The following is a 19,796-nucleotide window of genomic DNA, read 5'->3' on the forward strand; positions in this document are numbered from 1 at the left end:
AATTTGGCTATTTTACCCATTGTGATGTATCCAGACAAGGTTCTGGAACAAAGATGTTTGAAAGTGGCAAGTTTTGATAAGAAATTGGCAAAACTGTTAGACAATATGTATGAGACCATGGTTGCGGCCGATGGAGTCGGGCTCGCTGCCCCTCAGGTTGGAGTAAGCCAACAAATAGCGGTTGTTGATATCGGCGAAGAGAGTGGAATCATTGAAATGATAAACCCGGAAATACTAAAGACAGACGGGGAGCAATCGGGACCGGAAGGATGCTTAAGCTTTCCTGGAATATATGGAGAGGTTTCAAGGCCTTATTTTGTGAAAATTCGGGCTCAAGACCGGAAAGGGCGTTTTTTTGAGCTAGGCGCCGAAGATTTTCTGGCCAGGGCTATCCAGCATGAAATTGATCACTTGAATGGCGTTCTGTTTACCTCTAAAGTTACTGCTTATTTAACAGAAGAAGAGTTGGAAAGGTATGAAGAAGAATGACAAAAATCGTCTTTATGGGGACTCCGGATTTTTCTGTCCCGGTGCTTCAAAGAATAATTGCGGAGGGCTATGAAGTTGTTGGAGTTGTAACGCAGCCGGACCGTCCTGTTGGCAGGAAAAGGGTGCTGACCCCTCCTCCAGTTAAGGTGGAAGCTGAAAAACACAGTATTCCGGTTTTTCAGCCCGAAAAGATCCGCAACCAACAGGAATTGGCCTCTATCCTTGACTTGAATCCCGATCTTGTTGTAACAGCAGCTTTTGGCCAAATACTGCCGAACCAATTGCTTGAAGCCCCTAAATTTGGCTGCATTAACGTACACGCTTCATTGCTTCCGGAGCTGCGCGGCGGTGCTCCAATTCATTACGCCATTTTACAGGGGAAAGAGAAAACAGGAATCACGATTATGTATATGGCTGAAAAGCTGGATGCAGGGGATATCCTGACACAGGCAGAAATCCCGATTGAAGACGACGATACAACCGGCACACTGTTTGAAAAGCTTAGTGCACTGGGTTCCGATCTGCTGGCTCAAACCCTTCCATCTCTTTTAAAGGGGGAGCTTATTCCTATCCCGCAGAACCATGAGCAGGCAACTTTTGCTCCTAATATAAAACGGGAACAGGAAAAAATTGACTGGAGTAAACCTGGTGAAGAAATATACAATCAGATTCGCGGCCTGAACCCTTGGCCGGTAGCTTATACTTCCTTAAATGGAGATGTGATTAAGGTGTGGGGTGCCAAAAAGAGAGAAGCAAGCAGCAATGGAGCACCCGGTGAAATAATCGGCCTGCTTGAAGATGGAATTAAAGTTAAAACCGGAAACTCAACCGCGGTTATCATTTCCGAGCTCCAGCCTGCCGGGAAGAAACGAATGAGTGTGAAGGATTACTTACGCGGAGCCGGTGCTAATATTGAAACCGGCTGGAAGTTGGGTGAATAGAATGGCGTCAAAGAAAAAAGGAATTCGGGAAATTGCGTTGGATATTCTCCAATCTGTTGAAAAGAATCAATCATACAGCAATTTACTCTTGAATACCACCATTAATAAGTATAAACTTTCACAAGCAGACAGCGGGCTGCTTACTGAATTAACATACGGTACTTTACAGCGGAAGATGACGCTTGATTATTTTCTTGAACCATTTCTCGGGACCGGAAAAAAAATTGAGGGCTGGGTTACTATTCTCCTTCGCCTGTCTGTCTACCAGATGGCCTTTCTGGATAAAATTCCGGATCATGCAATTTTGTTTGAGGCAGTCGAAATTGCGAAAAAACGAGGCCATAAAGGGATAGCTGCGATGGTAAACGGGGTATTAAGAAATATCCAGCGTAAAGGTCTGCCATCCCTGGATGAAATTAAAGATGACGCCGAAAGACTTGCTATTACAACAAGTCATCCAACCTGGCTTGTAAGGCGCTGGATTAAACAGTTTGGCTATGAAAAGACAGAGGCTATGTGTGAGCTGAATTTGCATGCCCCTGTGCAGACTGCCCGAGTTAATAAAACGATTTTATCAAGGAAAGAGCTGATCTCCCGCCTTGAGGAAGAGGGCTTCTTTGTTGAACCCAGCCCGGTCATCCATGAAGCGGTCAGGTGCCTGAAGGGAAATCTCGCCCACTCCCATGCGTATAAGGAAGGCTTTTTAACGATCCAGGATGAAAGCTCGATGCTGGTTGCTTATGCCCTTGGCGCTAAAGGAGATGATCTTGTTTTAGACAGCTGTTCGGCGCCCGGCGGAAAGACGACTCATATTGCAGAAGGCCTATCCGCAGGTAAAGTGATAGCCCTTGATCTTCATGAGCACAAAGTTAAATTGGTCGCAGAACAGGCTGAACGCCTGCAGTTAAATAATATTGAAACTCGTGCAACCGATAGCCGGAAGGCCGGAGAACTATTTGAACAGGAAACATTTGATAAAGTTCTTGTTGATGCACCATGTTCTGGTTTAGGTGTAATGCGCCGCAAGCCTGATTTGAAGTATACAAAAACAGAAAATGACATTACGAGGCTTTCAAGCATTCAGCAAACATTGCTTGAGGCGTCTGCACCACTTTTAAAAAGGGAAGGAATATTAGTTTATAGTACATGTACGGTTGATAAGGAAGAAAATGACAGGGTTGCTGAAGCCTTCCTTAGTGCCCATCCGGATTTTGAACCGGATTTATCCCTTGCGAACCGCATGCCACAAGAAGTACAGCCATTTGTAAACCAGCATACAATACAAATTTTCCCCCAGGATTTTGGCAGTGATGGTTTTTATATTGCTTGCTTCAGAAAGAAGGTGTAATAATTGGAAGAAAAAACAATTGAACAGACAACAGCCGCAAAGGAAGAGAAAAAACGGTCCATTTATTCGCTCGAGCTTCATGAGCTAAAGGATTGGATGAAAGACAATGATGAGAAGCCATTTCGGGCTGAGCAGATTTTTGATTGGCTTTATAAAAAACGTGCAGCAAGCTTTGAGGATATGTCCAACCTTTCAAAGGATCTTCGGAACAAAATGGCTCATGATTTTACCATCACGACCCTAAAGACGCTGATTAAGCATACTTCTAGTGACGGAACAATAAAATTTTTATTTGAGCTGCATGACGGCTATTCGATTGAAACGGTACTCATGCGCCATGACTACGGTAACTCCGTCTGTGTTACTACTCAAGTCGGGTGCCGGATTGGCTGTACCTTCTGTGCATCCACACTTGGAGGATTAAAAAGAAACCTGGAAGCAGGAGAAATCGTTGCTCAGGTCGTAAATGTACAACAAGCACTTGATGAAACAGATGAACGCGTAAGTTCTGTCGTAATTATGGGTATTGGCGAGCCATTTGATAATTATGATTCCATGCTTTCTTTCTTAAAAACGATTAATCATGAAAAAGGCTTAAATATTGGAGCACGCCACATTACCGTTTCTACAAGTGGAATTATCCCGAAAATTTATCAATTTGCCGATGAAAACATGCAGATTAATTTTGCGATCTCGCTTCATGCACCAAATACGGAGCTTCGAAGCAGACTGATGCCGATAAACCGGGCATACAAGCTCCCTGAGCTTATTGAAGCGGTTAAATATTATACAAATAAGACCGGCAGAAGAATCAGCTTTGAATACGGGCTTTTTGGCGGTGTCAATGACCAGGTCGAACATGCTGAAGAACTGGCAGCACTGATAAAAGACTTAAAATGCCATGTTAACTTAATACCAGTAAACTATGTGCCCGAACGCAACTATGTCAGAACACCTCGTGAGCAAATTTTCGAATTCGAAAAAACGCTTAAAAAGCGCGGCATTAATGTGACCATCCGCAGGGAGCAGGGCCATGATATTGAAGCGGCCTGCGGTCAGCTCCGGGCAAAGGAGCGTAAAGAAGAGACGAGGTGAAAGCTATGAAGGCTATTTTTAAAAGTGACCGTGGCAAGGTCCGCCAGCATAATGAAGATAACGGAGGAATCTTTATAGGTTCAAAAGGAGTTCGCCTAGCCATCGTTGCAGATGGCATGGGCGGGCACCGTGCTGGTGACGTCGCAAGCGCCATGACGGTAAAAGAACTCCAGGACCGTTGGGCAGAAACTGGGCCGATCGAGACACCGGATGATGCGGAAATGTGGCTCCGTGACAATATTGTCCATGTTAACAAGCTATTATTTAACCATTCTGCAAATAACACGGAATGCAATGGCATGGGGACAACTATCGTGGCTGCTATTTGTACTGACCGTTTTGCCACAGTAGCCAACATTGGCGACAGCCGCTGCTATCTATATAACGAAAGCGGATTCAAACAAATCACCGAAGATCATTCACTAGTCAACGAACTTGTCAGGTCAGGTCAAATATCGAAAGAAGACGCGGAAAACCACCCCCGTAAAAACGTCCTTCTAAGAGCTTTAGGTACAGAAACGAATGTTGTCATGGATACGATAACAATCGGATTTGAAGAAGGTGACCTGCTGCTGCTTTGTTCTGATGGCCTATCAAACAAAGTATCCCAATCAGAAATGCTGGATGTGATTACCAGCGGCGGCAATATGGAACAAAAAGCAGACCAGCTGGTTGAACTGGCCAATGAACATGGAGGCGAAGATAATATCACCCTTGTCCTTGTGGAATTTTTCAATGAAAGTGAAGGCGGGTGATACTGATGCTGATAGGAAAGAGAATCAGCGGCCGCTATAAAATTATTGACATGGTAGGCGGAGGCGGAATGGCGAACGTATACCTTGCGCAGGATATGATCCTTGAACGTGAGGTTGCCCTGAAAATTTTGCGGATGGATTTTTCCAATGATGAAGAATTTATAAAACGCTTTAACCGGGAAGCGCAATCTGCGACCTCTTTGGCTCATCCCAATATTGTCAGCATATATGATGTCGGTGAGGAGAAGGACATTTACTACATCGTCATGGAATATGTTAAAGGCCTTACATTAAAGCAGTACATACAAAAAGCTTATCCAATCCCAATGGAAAAAGCGATTGATATTATGAAGCAGATTACGGCTGCAATTTCCCACGCCCACCATAATGGAATCATCCATAGGGATATTAAGCCGCAAAATATATTAATAGATGATCATGGCAATGTGAAAATCACAGATTTCGGTATTGCCATGGCATTGAGTGCAACAAGCATCACCCAGACGAACGCCGTACTGGGTTCTGTCCATTATCTGTCTCCTGAACAGGCCAGGGGAGGAATGGCGAATAAGAAATCTGATATATACTCGCTTGGGATTGTTGTGTTTGAAATTATTACCGGGAGGCTGCCCTTTTCTGGAGAATCTGCCGTTTCTATTGCATTGAAGCATCTCCAATCCGAAACGCCTTCTCCCCGCCGCTGGAATCCGGAAATCCCGCAGAGCGTGGAAAATATCATCTTAAAAGCGACGGCAAAGGATTCCTATTACAGATACGACAGTGTAGATGAAATGGAAGATGATATACGAACAGCTCTGCAGCCCGAACGGATGAACGAAAGGCCGTTCATCATTCCTGAGGATGAAGAAGCAACAAAAGCGATCCCAATAATAACGAATGATAATGTGCCTCCAAGGGAAGAAACCATCATCAGGGATCCTGACAGGGTGACAGTTATCAAAACTGAACAGTCTCAGCCAAAGGAAAAAAAGAAAGGTTCTGCCCAAAAAAGCAAGAAAAAAGGCAAGAAACTGGCGATTATTTTAATAACTATTTTTTCGCTACTGTTAACGCTCAGCATCCTTACCGTGACTGTATTTCCCCAGATCCTCGGGCCTGATGAGATTGAAGTGCCTGAGGTAAGGGGAGAGGACCTGGATGATGCCATTACTACTTTAATGGGTGCAGGTTTTGAAATTGGGGAGACTCATAAGCTTGAAGATGAAGAAATCCCGGATGGAGCGGTGATAAAGACAGACCCTGAAGCGGGAAAGCTTGTTAAGGAAGGTCAGAACATTGATATTTACCGCAGTATTGGAAAGGAAAAAATAGAACTTTCGGATTACCGTGAGCGACTATTTGAAACGATTCAGCCTAACCTTGAGGAAATTGGATTTAAAGATATTGATTTGACTGAAGAATTCAGCGATGAAAGTGAGCCTGGCACAATCCTGGAACAATCGCCTTCTCCAGGAAGTGAAGTAGTGCCATCTGAAACTGTACTTGAATTAGTGATCAGCAAAGGTGCTGATAAAATAACCCTAAAGGATTTGAAGGAGTACACAAAAAAGAGTCTTGATGATTATGAAGATGAGGCTGGAATAAATATTGTAATAGATAAGGAAGAATACAGCGATACAATTCCTGTAGGCCAGGTTATCAGCCAGTCGCCAGATGCTTATGCTAAAATTAATAAAGGAAGCACAGTCAGGGTAGTGCTTTCGAAGGGAAAACAGGAGCTTCCAAAGCAGACAACAAGGGAGATTACGATAGACTATGCCCCTGAGACTCCCGGGGAGCCGCAGGAAGTGCAAATATTCATCGAAGATATGATTCGCACTTCTCCTGCACCAATAGAAAGCTTTTTTATAATGGATACTGCAAAAAGAACGCTGACTTTTACAATAGCACCGGGTAAAACAGCGTCCTATAAAGTAATTAGGGACAATAAAGTAATTCTTGAAGAGCCTGTTCCATATCCGAATGATTAATAACAAGGAGTGATGCTATGCCTTCAGGCAAAATTATTAAAGCTCTGAGCGGTTTCTATTATGTTTTGGATGGAGAAAAGATTGTTCAATGCAGGGGAAGAGGCGTGTTCCGCAAGAATAAAGTTACCCCTCTGGTAGGGGACAGTGTCGAGTATCAGGCTGAAAACATTACAGATGGTTACATCATGGAAGTGAACGATAGAAAAAATGAATTGGTCAGGCCGCCAATTGCAAACGTGGATCAAGCTATTCTTGTTTTCTCAGCCGTTGAACCGGACTTTAGCACTGCACTGCTTGACAGATTTTTGGTGCTCATCGAAGATAATGAGATTGAACCAATCATCGTGATCAGCAAAATGGACCTGGCACCATCCAGCAGTATAAATGAGCTTGACCAGTATATTACGGATTATGAAGCAATGGGATATACGGTTATTGCTACATCATCTGTTACTTCAGATGGCACGGAAAGACTCCTCCCTTTACTGGAGAATAAAATCAGCGTGTTTGCCGGCCAATCAGGGGTTGGGAAGTCCTCTCTGCTTAATGCAATTAACCCGGAGCTGGAGCTCAAAACTAACGATATTTCTACACATCTTGGCAGGGGAAAGCATACAACGAGACATGTGGAATTAATTCATGTTGGAACAGGTCTCGTGGCCGATACTCCGGGATTTAGTTCTCTGGAATTTCTTGAAATCGAAGCCGAACGGCTTTCATACTGTTTTCCGGAAATTCATAAAACCGGGGAGTCGTGCAAATTCAGAGGATGCCTCCATGACAAAGAACCAAAATGCGCTGTTAAAGCAGCGGTCGACGAGGGAGCAATTCCTGACTATCGGTACAGTCACTATATTCAATTTTTAGAAGAAATCAGAGAGAGAAAGCCGAGGTATTAAATAGGATGAAGATTGCACCTTCCATATTATCAGCTGATTTTTCACGTTTGGGAGAGGAAATTCGCGATGTGGAAAATGGCGGTGCCGACTATATACATGTTGACGTAATGGACGGGCATTTTGTGCCGAACATCACCATTGGTCCTTTGATTGTTGAGGCGATACGCCCCATAACAAAGCTTCCGCTTGACGTTCATCTGATGATTGAAAATCCGGACCGGTATATAGAGGCTTTTGCAAAGGCTGGGGCAGATTACATCACGGTTCACGTCGAAGCATGCACCCATTTGCACAGGACGATTCAGCTTATTAAATCATTAGGCGTGAAGGCAGGTGCAGTTTTAAATCCGGCTACCCCTGTTTCATCGATTCAGAACATTATCGATGACCTGGACATGGTGCTGCTGATGTCTGTAAATCCTGGATTTGGCGGACAGAAATTTATTTCTGCCGTATTGCCGAAAATAGGAGAAGTTAAGGAATTGGCAGATGCCAAAGGCCTTCAGCTGGAAATAGAAGTGGATGGCGGCGTTAACTCTGAAACAGCCCAGCTTTGTGCTGAGCAGGGAGCAACTGTCCTCGTTGCAGGATCAGCGGTGTTCAATGAAACTGACCGTAAGGCTGCAATCGAAAAAATCCGGGGAAATTAGAAAACGATAAGAGCTTGGCAAAGTGGCGGCAAAGGCTGCGGAAAAGCTTTCGCCGCCATAAAAAAGACCCTGCCATACGCCGGAGAACGGTTGAATGGCGGGGTTTTCTGCCGAATTACAGAGTTATAACTATTTTAACAAGTACTGATGTCTAGCTTCAGCGCCCAGCAACTTTTTTTCCGTAGGAAAATATAGTCCAGACGCATTGGACAAGGAACACTGCGGAAGCGATTCATCGCAAGAACTAAAACGTTAGCTTTGTAAAGACGTGCTAGTGCCGGAGTTGCCACAGGACGAAGGCTGTAACGGGGTTTACGTTACAACACTGGCGATCTTAGACGAGGCCCACGGGGTCAGGACGGAGTTGCCACAGGACGTTGCGAACTCAGCCGTTCTTGCTCTTACAGGGCGTTTTCGCAATAACGAATAATGAAAGGGTGCTGTTATGATTATTTGCCTTGTTGCTGGCGGGCCGCCAGAACTCCTCCCTGATTTAGGCATCTATCAATCTTACAAACCAATATGGGCAGGGATCGACCGCGGTGTTTTTGTTTTGCTTGAAAAAGGAATTAAGCCTCACACCGCCTTTGGAGATTTTGATTCTGTAAATAAGCACGAATTAAGCCTAATTACTGCACAACTGGGCGAACTGGATATCCAGCCTTCTGAAAAAGATGAAACAGACATGGAAATTGCTTTTAACTGGGCACTGTCGCAGAAACCGGAAAAAATCTTTATTTTTGGCGCAACAGGGGGCAGGCTTGATCATATGTTTGCCAATATTCAGCTTCTCTCGAGAGAGCAGGTGCTTCTGGACAGTGATGAAATGGAAATTCATATTGTGGACCGTTTGAACAAAATTACCGCGAAAAAGCCGGGTACATACCATATATCACGGCAGCCTGAGTTTCCATATGTATCATTTATTCCAGTATCAAGGGAAGTGAAGGGCATTACCCTTAAGGGATTTAAATTTCCTTTGGACAATATGGATATAAAAATGGGTTCTTCTCTATGTGTAAGCAATGAACTAATTTCAAACAATGGTACTTTTTCTTTTACGGAAGGCATATTATTGGTGGTAAGAAGCCGTGATTGAATTCACGCTTATAAGGGAAGGCAGGCATCCTTTATGATGTCTTGGTATCTCCTGATAAGCTTACAATTGAAATAAGTGAGATTTTGCGAGGAGGGGCATTATGAAATTTTATACAATTAAATTGCCAAGATTTCTGGGCGGGTTAGTTCGCGCCATGCTCGGAGCATTTAAAAAAGACTAAAGAGAAGAGCTGAATAAGTAATCCTAGCACCCAGTCTGTATGGGTGTTTTTTATTTATTAAGCACCAGGTTTTTTTATTTTTAAACGCTGCTGGACAGCCTGACAATCACTCCGTCGGGACTTTTTCGGAAAAATTAAAAAGGCATCCTTACTTTCAAGGATGCCGGAGCATTATACGCGTTCTACTTTGCCTGATTTAAGAGCTCTTGCAGAAACGTATACACGCTTAGGTTTGCCGTCAACTAAAATACGTACCTTTTGAAGGTTAGCGCCCCATGTACGCTTGCTAGCGTTCATTGCGTGAGAGCGGCTGTTACCAGAACGAGTTTTTCTTCCAGTGATTACACATTTACGTGCCATGTTAAATTCCCTCCTAACTACGTGCGAGCTTAAGTATCAATCTTCTTAAGTCTTTTATGAGTCTTTAGAAAACACTTTAATAATTTATCACACATGCTGGGAGAATGCAATAGTTCTGTGCTAAGCTTTCAAGAAAAAAGCCTTGACATATTACTATAGTACTTGCTTTATAATAAGACAGCAGCCACAAAAGGAGCATCCGGACTAACAATAGGAAATCTCAAAAAGCAATTCCATAAGCTTGTCTGAACGGGTTTTGCATCTTTGCTTTAAAAAAAAATGACAATATAGTAAAATGTCTATAGGAATGGAGTAATTTCCAAAGGGGGAACGATATATGTCCATCGAATTAAAAACAAAGTTCGGTCAGATCGATATCTCAAATGATGTTATCGCTACGGTTGCTGGCGGTGCTGCTGTCGACTGCTATGGCATTGTAGGCATGGCTTCAAAAAAGCAGCTTAAAGACGGAATCGCGGAAATATTAAGAAGAGAAAACTTTACTAAGGGTGTTATCGTTCGCCAGGAAAACGACGAAGTACATATCGATATGTTCATTATTGTAAGCTATGGAACGAAAATATCAGAGGTTGCCCATAATGTTCAATCCAAAGTAAAGTACATTCTTGACAAAACGGTTGGACTGGCTGTGGATTCCGTAAATATTTTTGTTCAGGGAGTCCGAGTGACGAACCCATAGTAAGGAGGAAAGTTTGTGTCGATTACAAGTATTAATGGAAAGCGTTTTGCTGAAATGATCATCCAGGGTGCCAATCATCTTGCAGCTAATGCAAACATGGTGGATGCTCTGAACGTTTTTCCAGTTCCGGATGGAGATACCGGGACGAATATGAATTTATCCATGACTTCCGGTGCCAAGGAAGTAAAGGATAATGTACAGGAACATATTGGAAAGGTTGGGGCTTCCCTGTCAAAGGGACTCCTGATGGGTGCTCGCGGAAACTCGGGCGTTATTCTATCGCAATTATTCCGCGGATTTTCCAAATCAATAGAGCAAAAGGCATTAATCAACAGTGAGGAGTTTGCTCATGCTTTGGAAGCGGGGGTTCAAACGGCCTATAAAGCGGTTATGAAGCCGGTTGAGGGAACGATCCTTACAGTTGCAAAGGATGCTGCAAAGAGGGCTGTCGCTGCTGCGAAAAATGAACAAGACATCGTTATGGTCATGGAGGAAACGCTTAAGGAAGCAAAGGCATCCTTAAACAGGACTCCTGATTTATTGCCTGTTTTAAAAGAGGTTGGCGTCGTTGATAGCGGCGGACAAGGCCTGGTCCTTGTTTATGAAGGATTCCTGGCCGAGCTTAAGGGCGAAAAACTGCCTGAATCACAATATAATGCTCCTTCTATGGATGAACTGGTAAGCGCCGAGCATCATATGAATATTCAGGGTCATATCAATACGGAAGATATCGTTTTTGGCTATTGCACCGAATTTATGGTAAAGCTTGAAAACGAAAAGCTTGGACAAAAGCCATTTAATGAACAGCAATTCCGAAACGATCTAAGTGAGTACGGAGATTCGCTTCTTGTCATTTCTGACGACGAGATCGTTAAGGTTCACATTCACTCCGAACAGCCGGGTGAGTGCTTAAACTATGGGCAGAAATATGGAAGCCTGATTAAGCTGAAAATTGAAAACATGCGTGAACAGCACAGCAGCATCGTTGGTGAAACGCATTCCAAATTAAATACAGAAGCGAAGCCTGCAGCGGCTGAAAAATCAGAATACGGCATTGTCGCCGTTGCGATGGGTTCCGGAATCACATCTCTCTTCAAAAGCATTGGAGCGAACGCAGTGATTGAGGGCGGCCAGACGATGAATCCAAGCACAGAGGATATCGTTACTGCAGTCAAGGAAACAAATGCAAAGAATGTAATCATTCTGCCAAACAATAAAAATATTATCATGGCAGCCGAACAAGCAGCGGATGTGCTGGAAGATAACATTATCGTTATTCCTTCCAAAACTGTTCCCCAGGGAATGAGCGCCCTTTTGGCCTTTAACCCCTCAGCGGAACCAGAGCGGAATTCTGAAGCAATGAAGGATGCCCTAAGCCATGTTAAAACCGGACAGATCACATATGCTGTTCGCGATACAAGCATTGATGGGCTTGAAATTGAAAAGGGAGACTTCATGGGGCTGGCAGACGGGAAAATCGTCGTCAAGAACAAAGATAAGGTTCATGCTGCTAAGGAGTTATTGAAGGAAATGATGGACGAGGATTCTGAAATTCTCACAATCCTTTATGGTGAAGAGGCTACCCAGGAAGAGGTAGACTCGATTGTAGATTTTGCCAATGAAAACTTTGAAGATGCAGAAGTGGAGATTCACAACGGGAAACAGCCGTTATACTCTTTCATTTTTTCAATTGAATAAGAAACGATAAACGAGCTGTTCCGTTGTACCGGCCAAAGTGTAAAGCGTATTACTGTAAATTCAGTGTATACGGCTCTTCCAGGGCGTTCGGTATAATGGAGCAGTTTTTTTATCTCTGTTAAACTTTCCTGTTGATTGCCGCTCTAGTGGAGGTCCGGGAGCCTCCTCGGCGTTACCGCCTGCGGGGTCTCCCTTGGTCCGCTTCTCCCGCAGGACGTTGAATAATCATCCTCGAATAAACACCGCACGAAGGAAATGCGAATGCATTTTCGAGGATCCCGTGCCTTCCGATCCAATATAGAAAAGCGAAAGCGCCCTGTTCAGCCCCGACAAGCATAAGACAAGCGCTGACAGAAGGCGCTTTTTGCCTTCCGAAGTGATTGGCTTATGACCTCGAGGGGCTGGGCGCTGCAGCTAGACATCAACATAGTGCCAAAATCAACAATGAAAATTTAGCGTTTCCTTTTTTTGGAGGAAATGGAACATCCGTTTGCGTTATTTCTGGAATTATTGAAACGGTTAAGAGATAATAGAGTTAAGAAATCTAGTATGTAAAGGGCGAACTGCATGAACATGAAAGATCCGGTCACATCGTTAAAAGGAGTTGGAGAGGAAACAGCTAATTCATTGAATGAAATGAATATCTATACTGTGGCCGACCTTATTGATCATCTTCCTTACCGCTATGAAGACTACCGGCTTAAGGATTTGGAGGATGCTGAGCATGAAGAAAGGGTAACTGTGGAAGGCAAGATTCATAGCCAGCCATCGTTAATGTATTTTGGCAAAAAAAAGTCGCGGCTGACCATCAAGCTTCTTGCCGGCAGAAATCTTGTCTCTGTTGTTTTTTTTAATCAGCCATATTTAAAAAATAAGATGGCAATCAATGAAATTGTTACGGTTACTGGTAAATGGGACCGCAACAGACAGACGATTACCGCCAATGAATTCTCCGCGGGTCCATATAAAAAAGATAAAGAATTTGAACCGGTTTATGCCACAAAGGGCAATTTGACAGTAAAAACTTTGCGCAAGTTTATCACAGCCGCCTTTACGGCATATGGTGAGCAAATTAAAGAAAACATTCCGCATCATTTCTTAACAGAGTACAAGCTGATACCGAGGAAGGATGCGCTTCGCTCCATGCATTTCCCGCTATCTGGCCAAGATATAAAACAGGCAAGAAGACGTCTCGTATATGAAGAGTTTCTTTTTTTTCAGCTTAAAATGCAGGCGCTTCGAAAGATTCAGAGGGAAGAAACAAAAGGCATTCAGCAGCAATATAATTTGCCAAAAGTAAAGGAATTCATTGAAAGCCTCCCATTTCCACTAACCACTGCCCAAAAAAGGGTAGTCAATGAAATAAGTGCTGACATGAAATCTCCATACAGGATGAACCGGCTGCTTCAAGGGGATGTTGGATCAGGCAAAACCGTGGTTGCAGCAATTGCCCTTTTCTCTTCGGTATCTGCCGGATATCAAGGGGCGCTCATGGTCCCGACAGAAATCCTTGCTGAGCAGCATGCTGCCTCGCTTAAGGGACTTCTTGAACCGGCAGGGCTAAAGACAGCATTGCTGACAAGTTCAATTAAGGGAAAAAAACGCAGGGAGCTTTTGGAATCGTTAAAGGCAGGCGAGATCGACATCCTGATTGGCACACATGCACTTATTCAGGATGAGGTTCATTTTCAAAAGCTTGGGCTGGTTATAACCGACGAACAGCATCGATTTGGAGTGGAACAGCGCAGAATACTCAGAGAAAAAGGGGAGAATCCTGATGTTCTTTTTATGACTGCCACCCCGATCCCGAGAACGCTGGCAATAACCGTGTTTGGAGAAATGGATGTATCAACCATCGATGAGATGCCTGCAGGCCGCAAAGGGATTGAGACATATTGGGCCAAGCAGGAAATGCTTCCCCGGGTCCTTTCGTTTATGGAAAAAGAACTCCAGAAAGGAAGGCAGGCATATGTTATCTGTCCACTGATTGAGGAATCTGAGAAGCTGGAGCTTCAAAACGTGCTTGATGTGCATGCTGCCTTGACCCAGTATTTTTATGGGAGGTATAAAGTAGGCCTGATGCACGGGCGTCTTCATCCCGAGGAAAAAGAAACGGTTATGAAGGAATTCAGCGAAAATACTGCCCAGGTACTTGTATCTACTACTGTAGTTGAGGTAGGTGTTAATGTTCCCAATGCTACTGTAATGGTAATATATGACGCTGAACGTTTTGGGCTGGCCCAGCTTCATCAGCTGCGCGGAAGGGTAGGGAGAGGCAGTGACCAGTCCTTTTGCATCCTGCTTGCCGATCCTAAATCAGAAACAGGAAAAGAGCGGATGAAGATTATGACGGAAACAAATGACGGTTTCGTGGTATCTGAGAAGGATCTCGAGCTGCGAGGGCCAGGTGACTTTTTTGGAAAAAAACAAAGCGGGCTTCCTGAGTTTAAAGTGGCAGACATGGTCCATGACTATCGAACTCTGGAAGTGGCCAGAAATGATGCCGCTCAATTGATCGCTTCAGAAAGCTTTTGGGCTGCTCCAGAATACGAAATTCAAAGAGAGTATTTGCGGGAGTCCGGTGCTATGGGCAGCGAAAAACTCGATTAAAATAAAAATATGATATATTTCATCTGGCTTTGCTTTTGCTTAGTTTCGTAAAAAATATGATATGGAAATTGAAAAACAGATTGCGAGAGTTCGGCAAACTCTTGCAATCTGTTTTTATTATCTTTATACTACTATTAGTACCTAGTCTTAATACTACGGATGGTGACCTTCAATGAGACGGAATAAGAAGGAACGCCAGCATCTGTTAGTCGAAACGATTAAGCATAATCCTTTTATTACAGATGAAGAGCTGGCTGATAAATTTTCTGTCAGCGTCCAAACGGTCAGGCTGGATCGGCTTGAGCTGTCTATTCCGGAGCTCCGGGAGAGAATCAAGAATGTGGCGGAAAAGAGATTCAGTGACGAAGTCAGGGCGCTGCCGCTGGATGAAGTAATCGGGGAAGTAATTGACATCGATCTTGACCAAAGTGCGATATCGATTTTGGATATTACTGCTGAACATGTTTTTAAACGAAACCAAATTGCGAGGGGCCACCACTTATTTGCACAGGCCAATTCCCTTGCGGTAGCTGTAATTAATGATGAACTGGCATTGACCGCCAAAGCGGGTATATTATTCACCAGGCCGGTAAAGCAGGGTGAAAGGGTAATCGCCAAAGCAAAGGTTAAATCCCTGGATAAGAATGGCAGGACACTTGTTGAAGTTAACAGCTATGTCGGCCAGGAGCTGGTATTCAAAGGGGAATTTGATATGTTCCGGTCTACAGCCGGAGAAAAGGAAGAATGAAAATGAAAATAGCAATAGATGCAATGGGCGGGGATCACGCTCCAAAGGAACCTGTATTGGGAGCTATGAAAGCTGTCAAGGAATTCACTGACTTGGAAATACTGCTGGTCGGTGACGAAAACCAGATTAAGAAGCATTTGACAGACAATACACGGATTGAAATATTACATACAGAAGAACAAATATTAGCGACTGACGAACCTGTAAGGGCAGTCAGGCGCAAGAAAAACGCTAGCATGGTGCTTGCGGCACAGCAGGTAGCTGACGGAAATGCCGATGGCTGCATATCCGCCGGAAACACTGGTGCACTGATGGCTTCAGGATTATTCGTGGTAGGCAGGATTGAAGGAATTGAACGTCCAGCACTTGCGCCAACCCTTCCGACAGTAGCCGGTGAAGGCTTTGTCCTATTGGATGTTGGAGCCAATTCTGACGCACGGCCTGAACACTTACTGCAATTCGCGATCATGGGGTCGATATACGCCCAGAAGGTAAGAGGCATTCCGAGCCCGAGGGTTGGATTATTAAATATCGGGACCGAAGAGAAAAAAGGAAATGACCTGACTAAGCAAGCTTTTGCATTATTAAAAGATTCAGGACTTCATTTCATCGGTAATGTAGAAGCCCGTGATTTGCTTGAAGGTGCTGCCGATGTGGTAGTTACAGACGGCTTTACAGGCAATATGGTATTAAAAACGATTGAAGGCACCGCGCTATCTGTTTTCAAAATGCTAAAAGAAGCTTTAACCAGCAGTCTGAAAAGCAAGCTCGCAGCAGGCGTGTTAAAGCCGGAATTTAAAACAATTAAAACGAAAATGGATTATTCCGAATACGGCGGCGCCGGACTTTTTGGCTTAAAGGCTCCGGTTATCAAAGCACATGGTTCCTCTGATGCAAACGCTATATACAATGCAATCAGGCAGACCCGGGTAATGGTTCAGCATAATGTTGCCGGAACGATTAAAGATATGATAGAAGCCGTAAAAACAGCGGAGTAGGGGGATGGCTATGGGTGAAATTGCGTTTGTCTTTCCTGGGCAGGGTTCCCAAACGGTAGGAATGGGCAAAGATATATATGATTCAAACGAATCTGCACGGGAGATTTTTCAGGCTGCAGACCGTAAATTAAATTTTTCTTTATCTAAGATCATTTTCGAAGGTCCCCAAGAAACTTTGACAAAGACCGCCAATACACAGCCGGCTTTATTAACAACAAGCGTTGCCCTGCTTAAGCTAGCAGCTGAAGCAGGGATTTCAGCTGATTATGCTGCAGGGCACAGCCTTGGCGAATATTCCGCGCTGGTGGCTGCAGGGGCAATCGGGTTTGAAGAGGCAGTATACACTGTCCGCAAGCGGGGCGAGTTTATGGAAGCGGCCGTTCCAAGCGGGCAGGGTTCCATGGCTGCCATTCTTGGGATGGAGCGAGGCCTTCTCTCCGAAGTTACCGAGGAAGTTAAGCGCCAAGGAACTCCCGTTCAGCTTGCAAATATCAATTGCCCGGGTCAGATAGTAATATCCGGTTCGGCAGAAGGTGTTAAGAAAGCATGTGAAGCGGCAAAGGAAAAAGGGGCAAAGCGGGCGATTCCGCTTGAAGTCAGCGGTCCTTTTCACTCAGAGCTGATGAAGCCTGCCGCTGGGAGACTATTGGATGTGCTCGATAGCATAACGATCAGTTCCGCAGAAATTCCGGTTATTTCTAATGTGACGGCAGGAGTAATTTCTGAACCTGCAGTAGTGAAAGCCAAACTGGTCGAACAGTTATACTCCCCTGTACTATGGGAAGATAGCATTCAAACGCTTCTTGAGCTAGGTGTCGACACTTTTATTGAGATTGGCCCCGGAAAAGTACTCGGCGGCTTGATTAAAAAAATAGATCGCTCGGTTGCGGTTTATTCCATATCAGATGCAGAAAGCCTGCAAAAAACTGCAGAGGCTATAAGGGGGTAATATTGGTATGCTACAGGGAAAAACAGCGCTCGTAACAGGTGCATCAAGGGGTATCGGCAGAGAAATTGCACTTGAGCTGGCCAGGCTTGGAGCGAATGTGGCTGTAAATTATGCGGGAAGCGAAGCAAAAGCCAGCGAGGTGGCAGACGAGATTAAGGCGATGGGCCGGGAAAGCTTTATCGTTCAATCTGATGTGTCGAATGCGGAATCTGTTACAGCTATGGTAAAAGCCGTTATTGAGCGCTTTGGTACTCTTGATATTCTCGTTAACAATGCCGGCATCACCCGGGACAACTTGTTAATGAGAATGAAAGAGGAAGAGTGGGATGATGTAATTAATACAAATCTTAAAGGCGTATTTCTTTGCACAAAAGCAGTGACCCGCCAAATGATGAAGCAAAAAAGCGGCCGGATCATCAACATTTCTTCGATTGTCGGTGTTAGCGGAAATCCCGGACAGGCCAATTACGTGGCTGCAAAAGCAGGAGTTATTGGGCTGACCAAAACGGCAGCCAAAGAGCTTGCCTCCCGGGGAATCACAGTTAATGCTGTCGCACCGGGGTTTATTACAACAGATATGACGGATAAACTGACAGCAGAAGTAAAAGAAGTAATGCTTAAGCAAATTCCCCTTGCGCGTTTCGGTGATCCAAAGGATATCGCCAGGACTGTTGCCTTCCTTGCATCAGAGGGAGGATCCTATATGACAGGACAGACTCTTCATGTTGATGGCGGTATGGTTATGTAAGCCGGGCTTTACCTTATGCAATTAACCGTTTATTATTGTAATGAAATCAACTATAATGGCTTGAGGGGAGGTGAATGCAGTGGCAGAAGTATTAGAGCGCGTAACAAAAATTATCGTGGACAGACTTGGCGTCGAAGAATCAGAAGTCAAGCTGGAAGCTTCATTCAAAGAAGATCTAGGTGCTGATTCTTTAGATGTTGTGGAATTGGTAATGGAGCTTGAAGACGAGTTTGGAATGGAAATTTCAGACGATGATGCTGAAAAAATCGTCACAGTTGGAGACGCTGTGAGTTACATACAAAGCACTATGTAATAAAATGTTCCCAGGGTGAGCTCCGTTTAGTAAAACGGAGCTTTCTGCTGTAAGTATGGAAAATTATTTTTTTAACGAGAATAATGTAGAATATATTACTGATGTCCAGCTCCAGCGCCTAGCCCACTGTGGAAAAGATAAAAGCCCTCGAAAGGAAAAAGCGCATTCCGGGTCTTTTCCTATTTCCTTCGCGGGCTGTTCAAGGCGCTTGCTGGTTATTAATGGATAACAAAGCATTCCTTTTTAAAAAGTACAGATGTCCAGCTCCAGCACCCAGCCCCGACGCACAGGACGTGCTAGTGTCGGCGTCGCCACAGGACGTGGCGTTTTTAGCCGACCTCTAGGTCATAAGCCAATCGCTTCGGAAGGCAAAAAGCGCCTTCTGTCAGCGCTTGTCTTATGCTTGTCGGGGCTGACCAGGGTGCTTGCGCATTTCAAATGTGGAGGGCTTTATGCAGAAAAATGGAAAGAAAAAAAGATCATCAATTATAGAAACAAAATTCAAGGAGTTCCAGGAAAAAATTGGCTTTGCCTTTCATGATGAAAAATTGTTAAGGCAAGCTTTTACCCATTCATCCTATGTGAATGAGCATCGCCGCAAGCCTTATGAGGATAATGAAAGGCTTGAGTTTTTGGGTGATGCCGTATTGGAACTGACAATCTCTCAATTTTTATATAAGAAATATCCAATGATGAGCGAAGGGGAGCTTACCAAGCTGCGGGCCTCTATTGTTTGTGAACCATCCCTGGTTGAGTTTGCCCATGCTTTATCATTTGGCGAGCTTGTACTGCTTGGAAAAGGAGAAGAAATGACAGGAGGAAGGGAACGCCCTGCCTTGCTTGCTGATGTGTTTGAAGCATTCATCGGCGCCCTCTATCTCGATTTAGGGCTTGAGGCTGTTGTTTCATTCTTGGAGAGAGTCGTTTTCCCGAAAATTAATGAGGGTGCTTTTTCTCATATGATGGATTATAAAAGTCAGCTCCAAGAGCTTGTCCAAAGGGATGGCTCAGGCATTGTGGAGTATAAAATATTACAGGAAACGGGTCCGGCCCATAATCGCGAATTCCAATCAAGGGTTTCACTGAACGGAGAAGAATTAGGCCTTGGATCAGGCCGTTCAAAGAAAGAGGCGGAACAGCGAGCGGCGCAAAAGGCGCTTCAATCACTTCGCGAAAGCAAGCAAGATGACAACCAATGATAGTTTTTACATGAAGGGGGAAATG

20 protein-coding genes are annotated in these 19,796 nt (G+C 44.3%); 19 read left to right on the plus strand and 1 reads right to left on the minus strand.

All coding sequences use genetic code 11. From position 1 onward, the window contains the following. The first annotated feature begins 3 nt into the window (after positions 1-3). The 10 genes from def to spoVM all read left to right on the plus strand — a co-directional run bounded on the left by def (position 4) and on the right by spoVM (position 9,448). Complete coding sequence (gene def, locus CVD28_RS16240; protein ID WP_219621199.1) at positions 4-489, plus strand: peptide deformylase; 486 nt, start codon at positions 4-6, stop codon at positions 487-489. Beyond that, positions 486-1,430: a methionyl-tRNA formyltransferase gene (fmt, locus tag CVD28_RS16245; protein ID WP_101593707.1), complete on the plus strand. Its 945-nt coding sequence runs from the start codon at positions 486-488 to the stop codon at positions 1,428-1,430. Before def ends, fmt begins: the two co-directional genes overlap by 4 nt. A gap of 1 nt (position 1,431) precedes the next feature. After that, entirely contained in the window at positions 1,432-2,778 is a 1,347-nt protein-coding gene (rsmB, locus tag CVD28_RS16250; protein WP_101593709.1) for a 16S rRNA (cytosine(967)-C(5))-methyltransferase RsmB, read from the plus strand. A gap of 3 nt (positions 2,779-2,781) precedes the next feature. Continuing rightward, complete coding sequence (rlmN, locus tag CVD28_RS16255; RefSeq protein ID WP_257985890.1) at positions 2,782-3,873, plus strand: 23S rRNA (adenine(2503)-C(2))-methyltransferase RlmN; 1,092 nt, start codon at positions 2,782-2,784, stop codon at positions 3,871-3,873. 5 nt (positions 3,874-3,878) lie between these two features. Then, complete coding sequence (locus CVD28_RS16260; RefSeq protein WP_101594231.1) at positions 3,879-4,628, plus strand: Stp1/IreP family PP2C-type Ser/Thr phosphatase; 750 nt, start codon at positions 3,879-3,881, stop codon at positions 4,626-4,628. A 5-nt stretch (positions 4,629-4,633) separates the two neighbouring features. Continuing rightward, entirely contained in the window at positions 4,634-6,619 is a 1,986-nt protein-coding gene (gene pknB, locus CVD28_RS16265) for a Stk1 family PASTA domain-containing Ser/Thr kinase (protein ID WP_101593711.1), read from the plus strand. Positions 6,620-6,636: 17 nt separating this feature from the next. Next, positions 6,637-7,518 carry a ribosome small subunit-dependent GTPase A gene (rsgA, locus tag CVD28_RS16270; RefSeq protein WP_101593713.1) on the plus strand — a complete coding sequence of 294 codons (882 nt, stop codon included), beginning with the start codon at positions 6,637-6,639 and terminating at the stop codon, positions 7,516-7,518. Positions 7,519-7,523: 5 nt separating this feature from the next. Continuing rightward, positions 7,524-8,168 (plus strand): ribulose-phosphate 3-epimerase, encoded by a 645-nt coding sequence (rpe, locus tag CVD28_RS16275; RefSeq protein ID WP_101593715.1) that lies wholly within the window; start codon positions 7,524-7,526, stop codon positions 8,166-8,168. Between the two features lie 445 nt (positions 8,169-8,613). Beyond that, positions 8,614-9,267 (plus strand): thiamine diphosphokinase, encoded by a 654-nt coding sequence (locus CVD28_RS16280; protein WP_101593717.1) that lies wholly within the window; start codon positions 8,614-8,616, stop codon positions 9,265-9,267. Positions 9,268-9,367: 100 nt separating this feature from the next. Continuing rightward, the gene (spoVM, locus tag CVD28_RS16285; RefSeq protein WP_101593720.1) at positions 9,368-9,448 is read left to right on the plus strand and encodes a stage V sporulation protein SpoVM; all 81 of its coding nucleotides are present in this window, start codon (positions 9,368-9,370) and stop codon (positions 9,446-9,448) included. A 171-nt stretch (positions 9,449-9,619) separates the two neighbouring features. Here spoVM and rpmB read toward each other — a convergent pair whose 3' ends face one another. Then, the gene (rpmB, locus tag CVD28_RS16290; RefSeq protein WP_029281412.1) at positions 9,620-9,808 is read right to left on the minus strand and encodes a 50S ribosomal protein L28; all 189 of its coding nucleotides are present in this window, start codon (positions 9,806-9,808) and stop codon (positions 9,620-9,622) included. A 337-nt stretch (positions 9,809-10,145) separates the two neighbouring features. Between rpmB and CVD28_RS16295 the strand changes: the two genes are divergently transcribed. From CVD28_RS16295 to rnc, 9 genes are all read left to right on the plus strand, one after another. Continuing rightward, positions 10,146-10,508 carry an Asp23/Gls24 family envelope stress response protein gene (locus CVD28_RS16295; protein ID WP_101593722.1) on the plus strand — a complete coding sequence of 121 codons (363 nt, stop codon included), beginning with the start codon at positions 10,146-10,148 and terminating at the stop codon, positions 10,506-10,508. A gap of 15 nt (positions 10,509-10,523) precedes the next feature. After that, entirely contained in the window at positions 10,524-12,206 is a 1,683-nt protein-coding gene (locus tag CVD28_RS16300; protein WP_101593725.1) for a DAK2 domain-containing protein, read from the plus strand. A gap of 567 nt (positions 12,207-12,773) precedes the next feature. Further along, the gene (recG, locus tag CVD28_RS16305; RefSeq protein WP_101593727.1) at positions 12,774-14,816 is read left to right on the plus strand and encodes an ATP-dependent DNA helicase RecG; all 2,043 of its coding nucleotides are present in this window, start codon (positions 12,774-12,776) and stop codon (positions 14,814-14,816) included. 172 nt (positions 14,817-14,988) lie between these two features. Continuing rightward, positions 14,989-15,564, plus strand: coding sequence for a transcription factor FapR (fapR, locus tag CVD28_RS16310; protein WP_101593729.1), 576 nt, complete (start codon positions 14,989-14,991; stop codon positions 15,562-15,564). A gap of 2 nt (positions 15,565-15,566) precedes the next feature. Further along, positions 15,567-16,562 carry a phosphate acyltransferase PlsX gene (gene plsX / locus CVD28_RS16315; RefSeq protein ID WP_101593731.1) on the plus strand — a complete coding sequence of 332 codons (996 nt, stop codon included), beginning with the start codon at positions 15,567-15,569 and terminating at the stop codon, positions 16,560-16,562. A 10-nt stretch (positions 16,563-16,572) separates the two neighbouring features. Beyond that, a complete protein-coding gene (fabD, locus tag CVD28_RS16320) occupies positions 16,573-17,511 on the plus strand; it encodes an ACP S-malonyltransferase (protein WP_101593733.1) in 939 nt (312 codons plus the stop codon). 7 nt (positions 17,512-17,518) lie between these two features. Further along, on the plus strand, positions 17,519-18,259 hold the full coding sequence (gene fabG, locus CVD28_RS16325; protein WP_101593736.1) for a 3-oxoacyl-[acyl-carrier-protein] reductase: 741 nt from the start codon (positions 17,519-17,521) through the stop codon (positions 18,257-18,259). A gap of 79 nt (positions 18,260-18,338) precedes the next feature. Next, positions 18,339-18,572 (plus strand): acyl carrier protein, encoded by a 234-nt coding sequence (locus CVD28_RS16330; protein WP_101593738.1) that lies wholly within the window; start codon positions 18,339-18,341, stop codon positions 18,570-18,572. Between the two features lie 452 nt (positions 18,573-19,024). Continuing rightward, positions 19,025-19,771, plus strand: a complete 747-nt coding sequence (rnc, locus tag CVD28_RS16335; RefSeq protein WP_101593740.1) for a ribonuclease III — start codon at positions 19,025-19,027, stop codon at positions 19,769-19,771. The last annotated feature ends 25 nt before the right edge of the window (positions 19,772-19,796 follow it).

The organism is Bacillus sp. M6-12 (assembly GCF_002860285.1).
GTDB lineage: Bacteria > Bacillota > Bacilli > Bacillales > DSM-1321 > Peribacillus.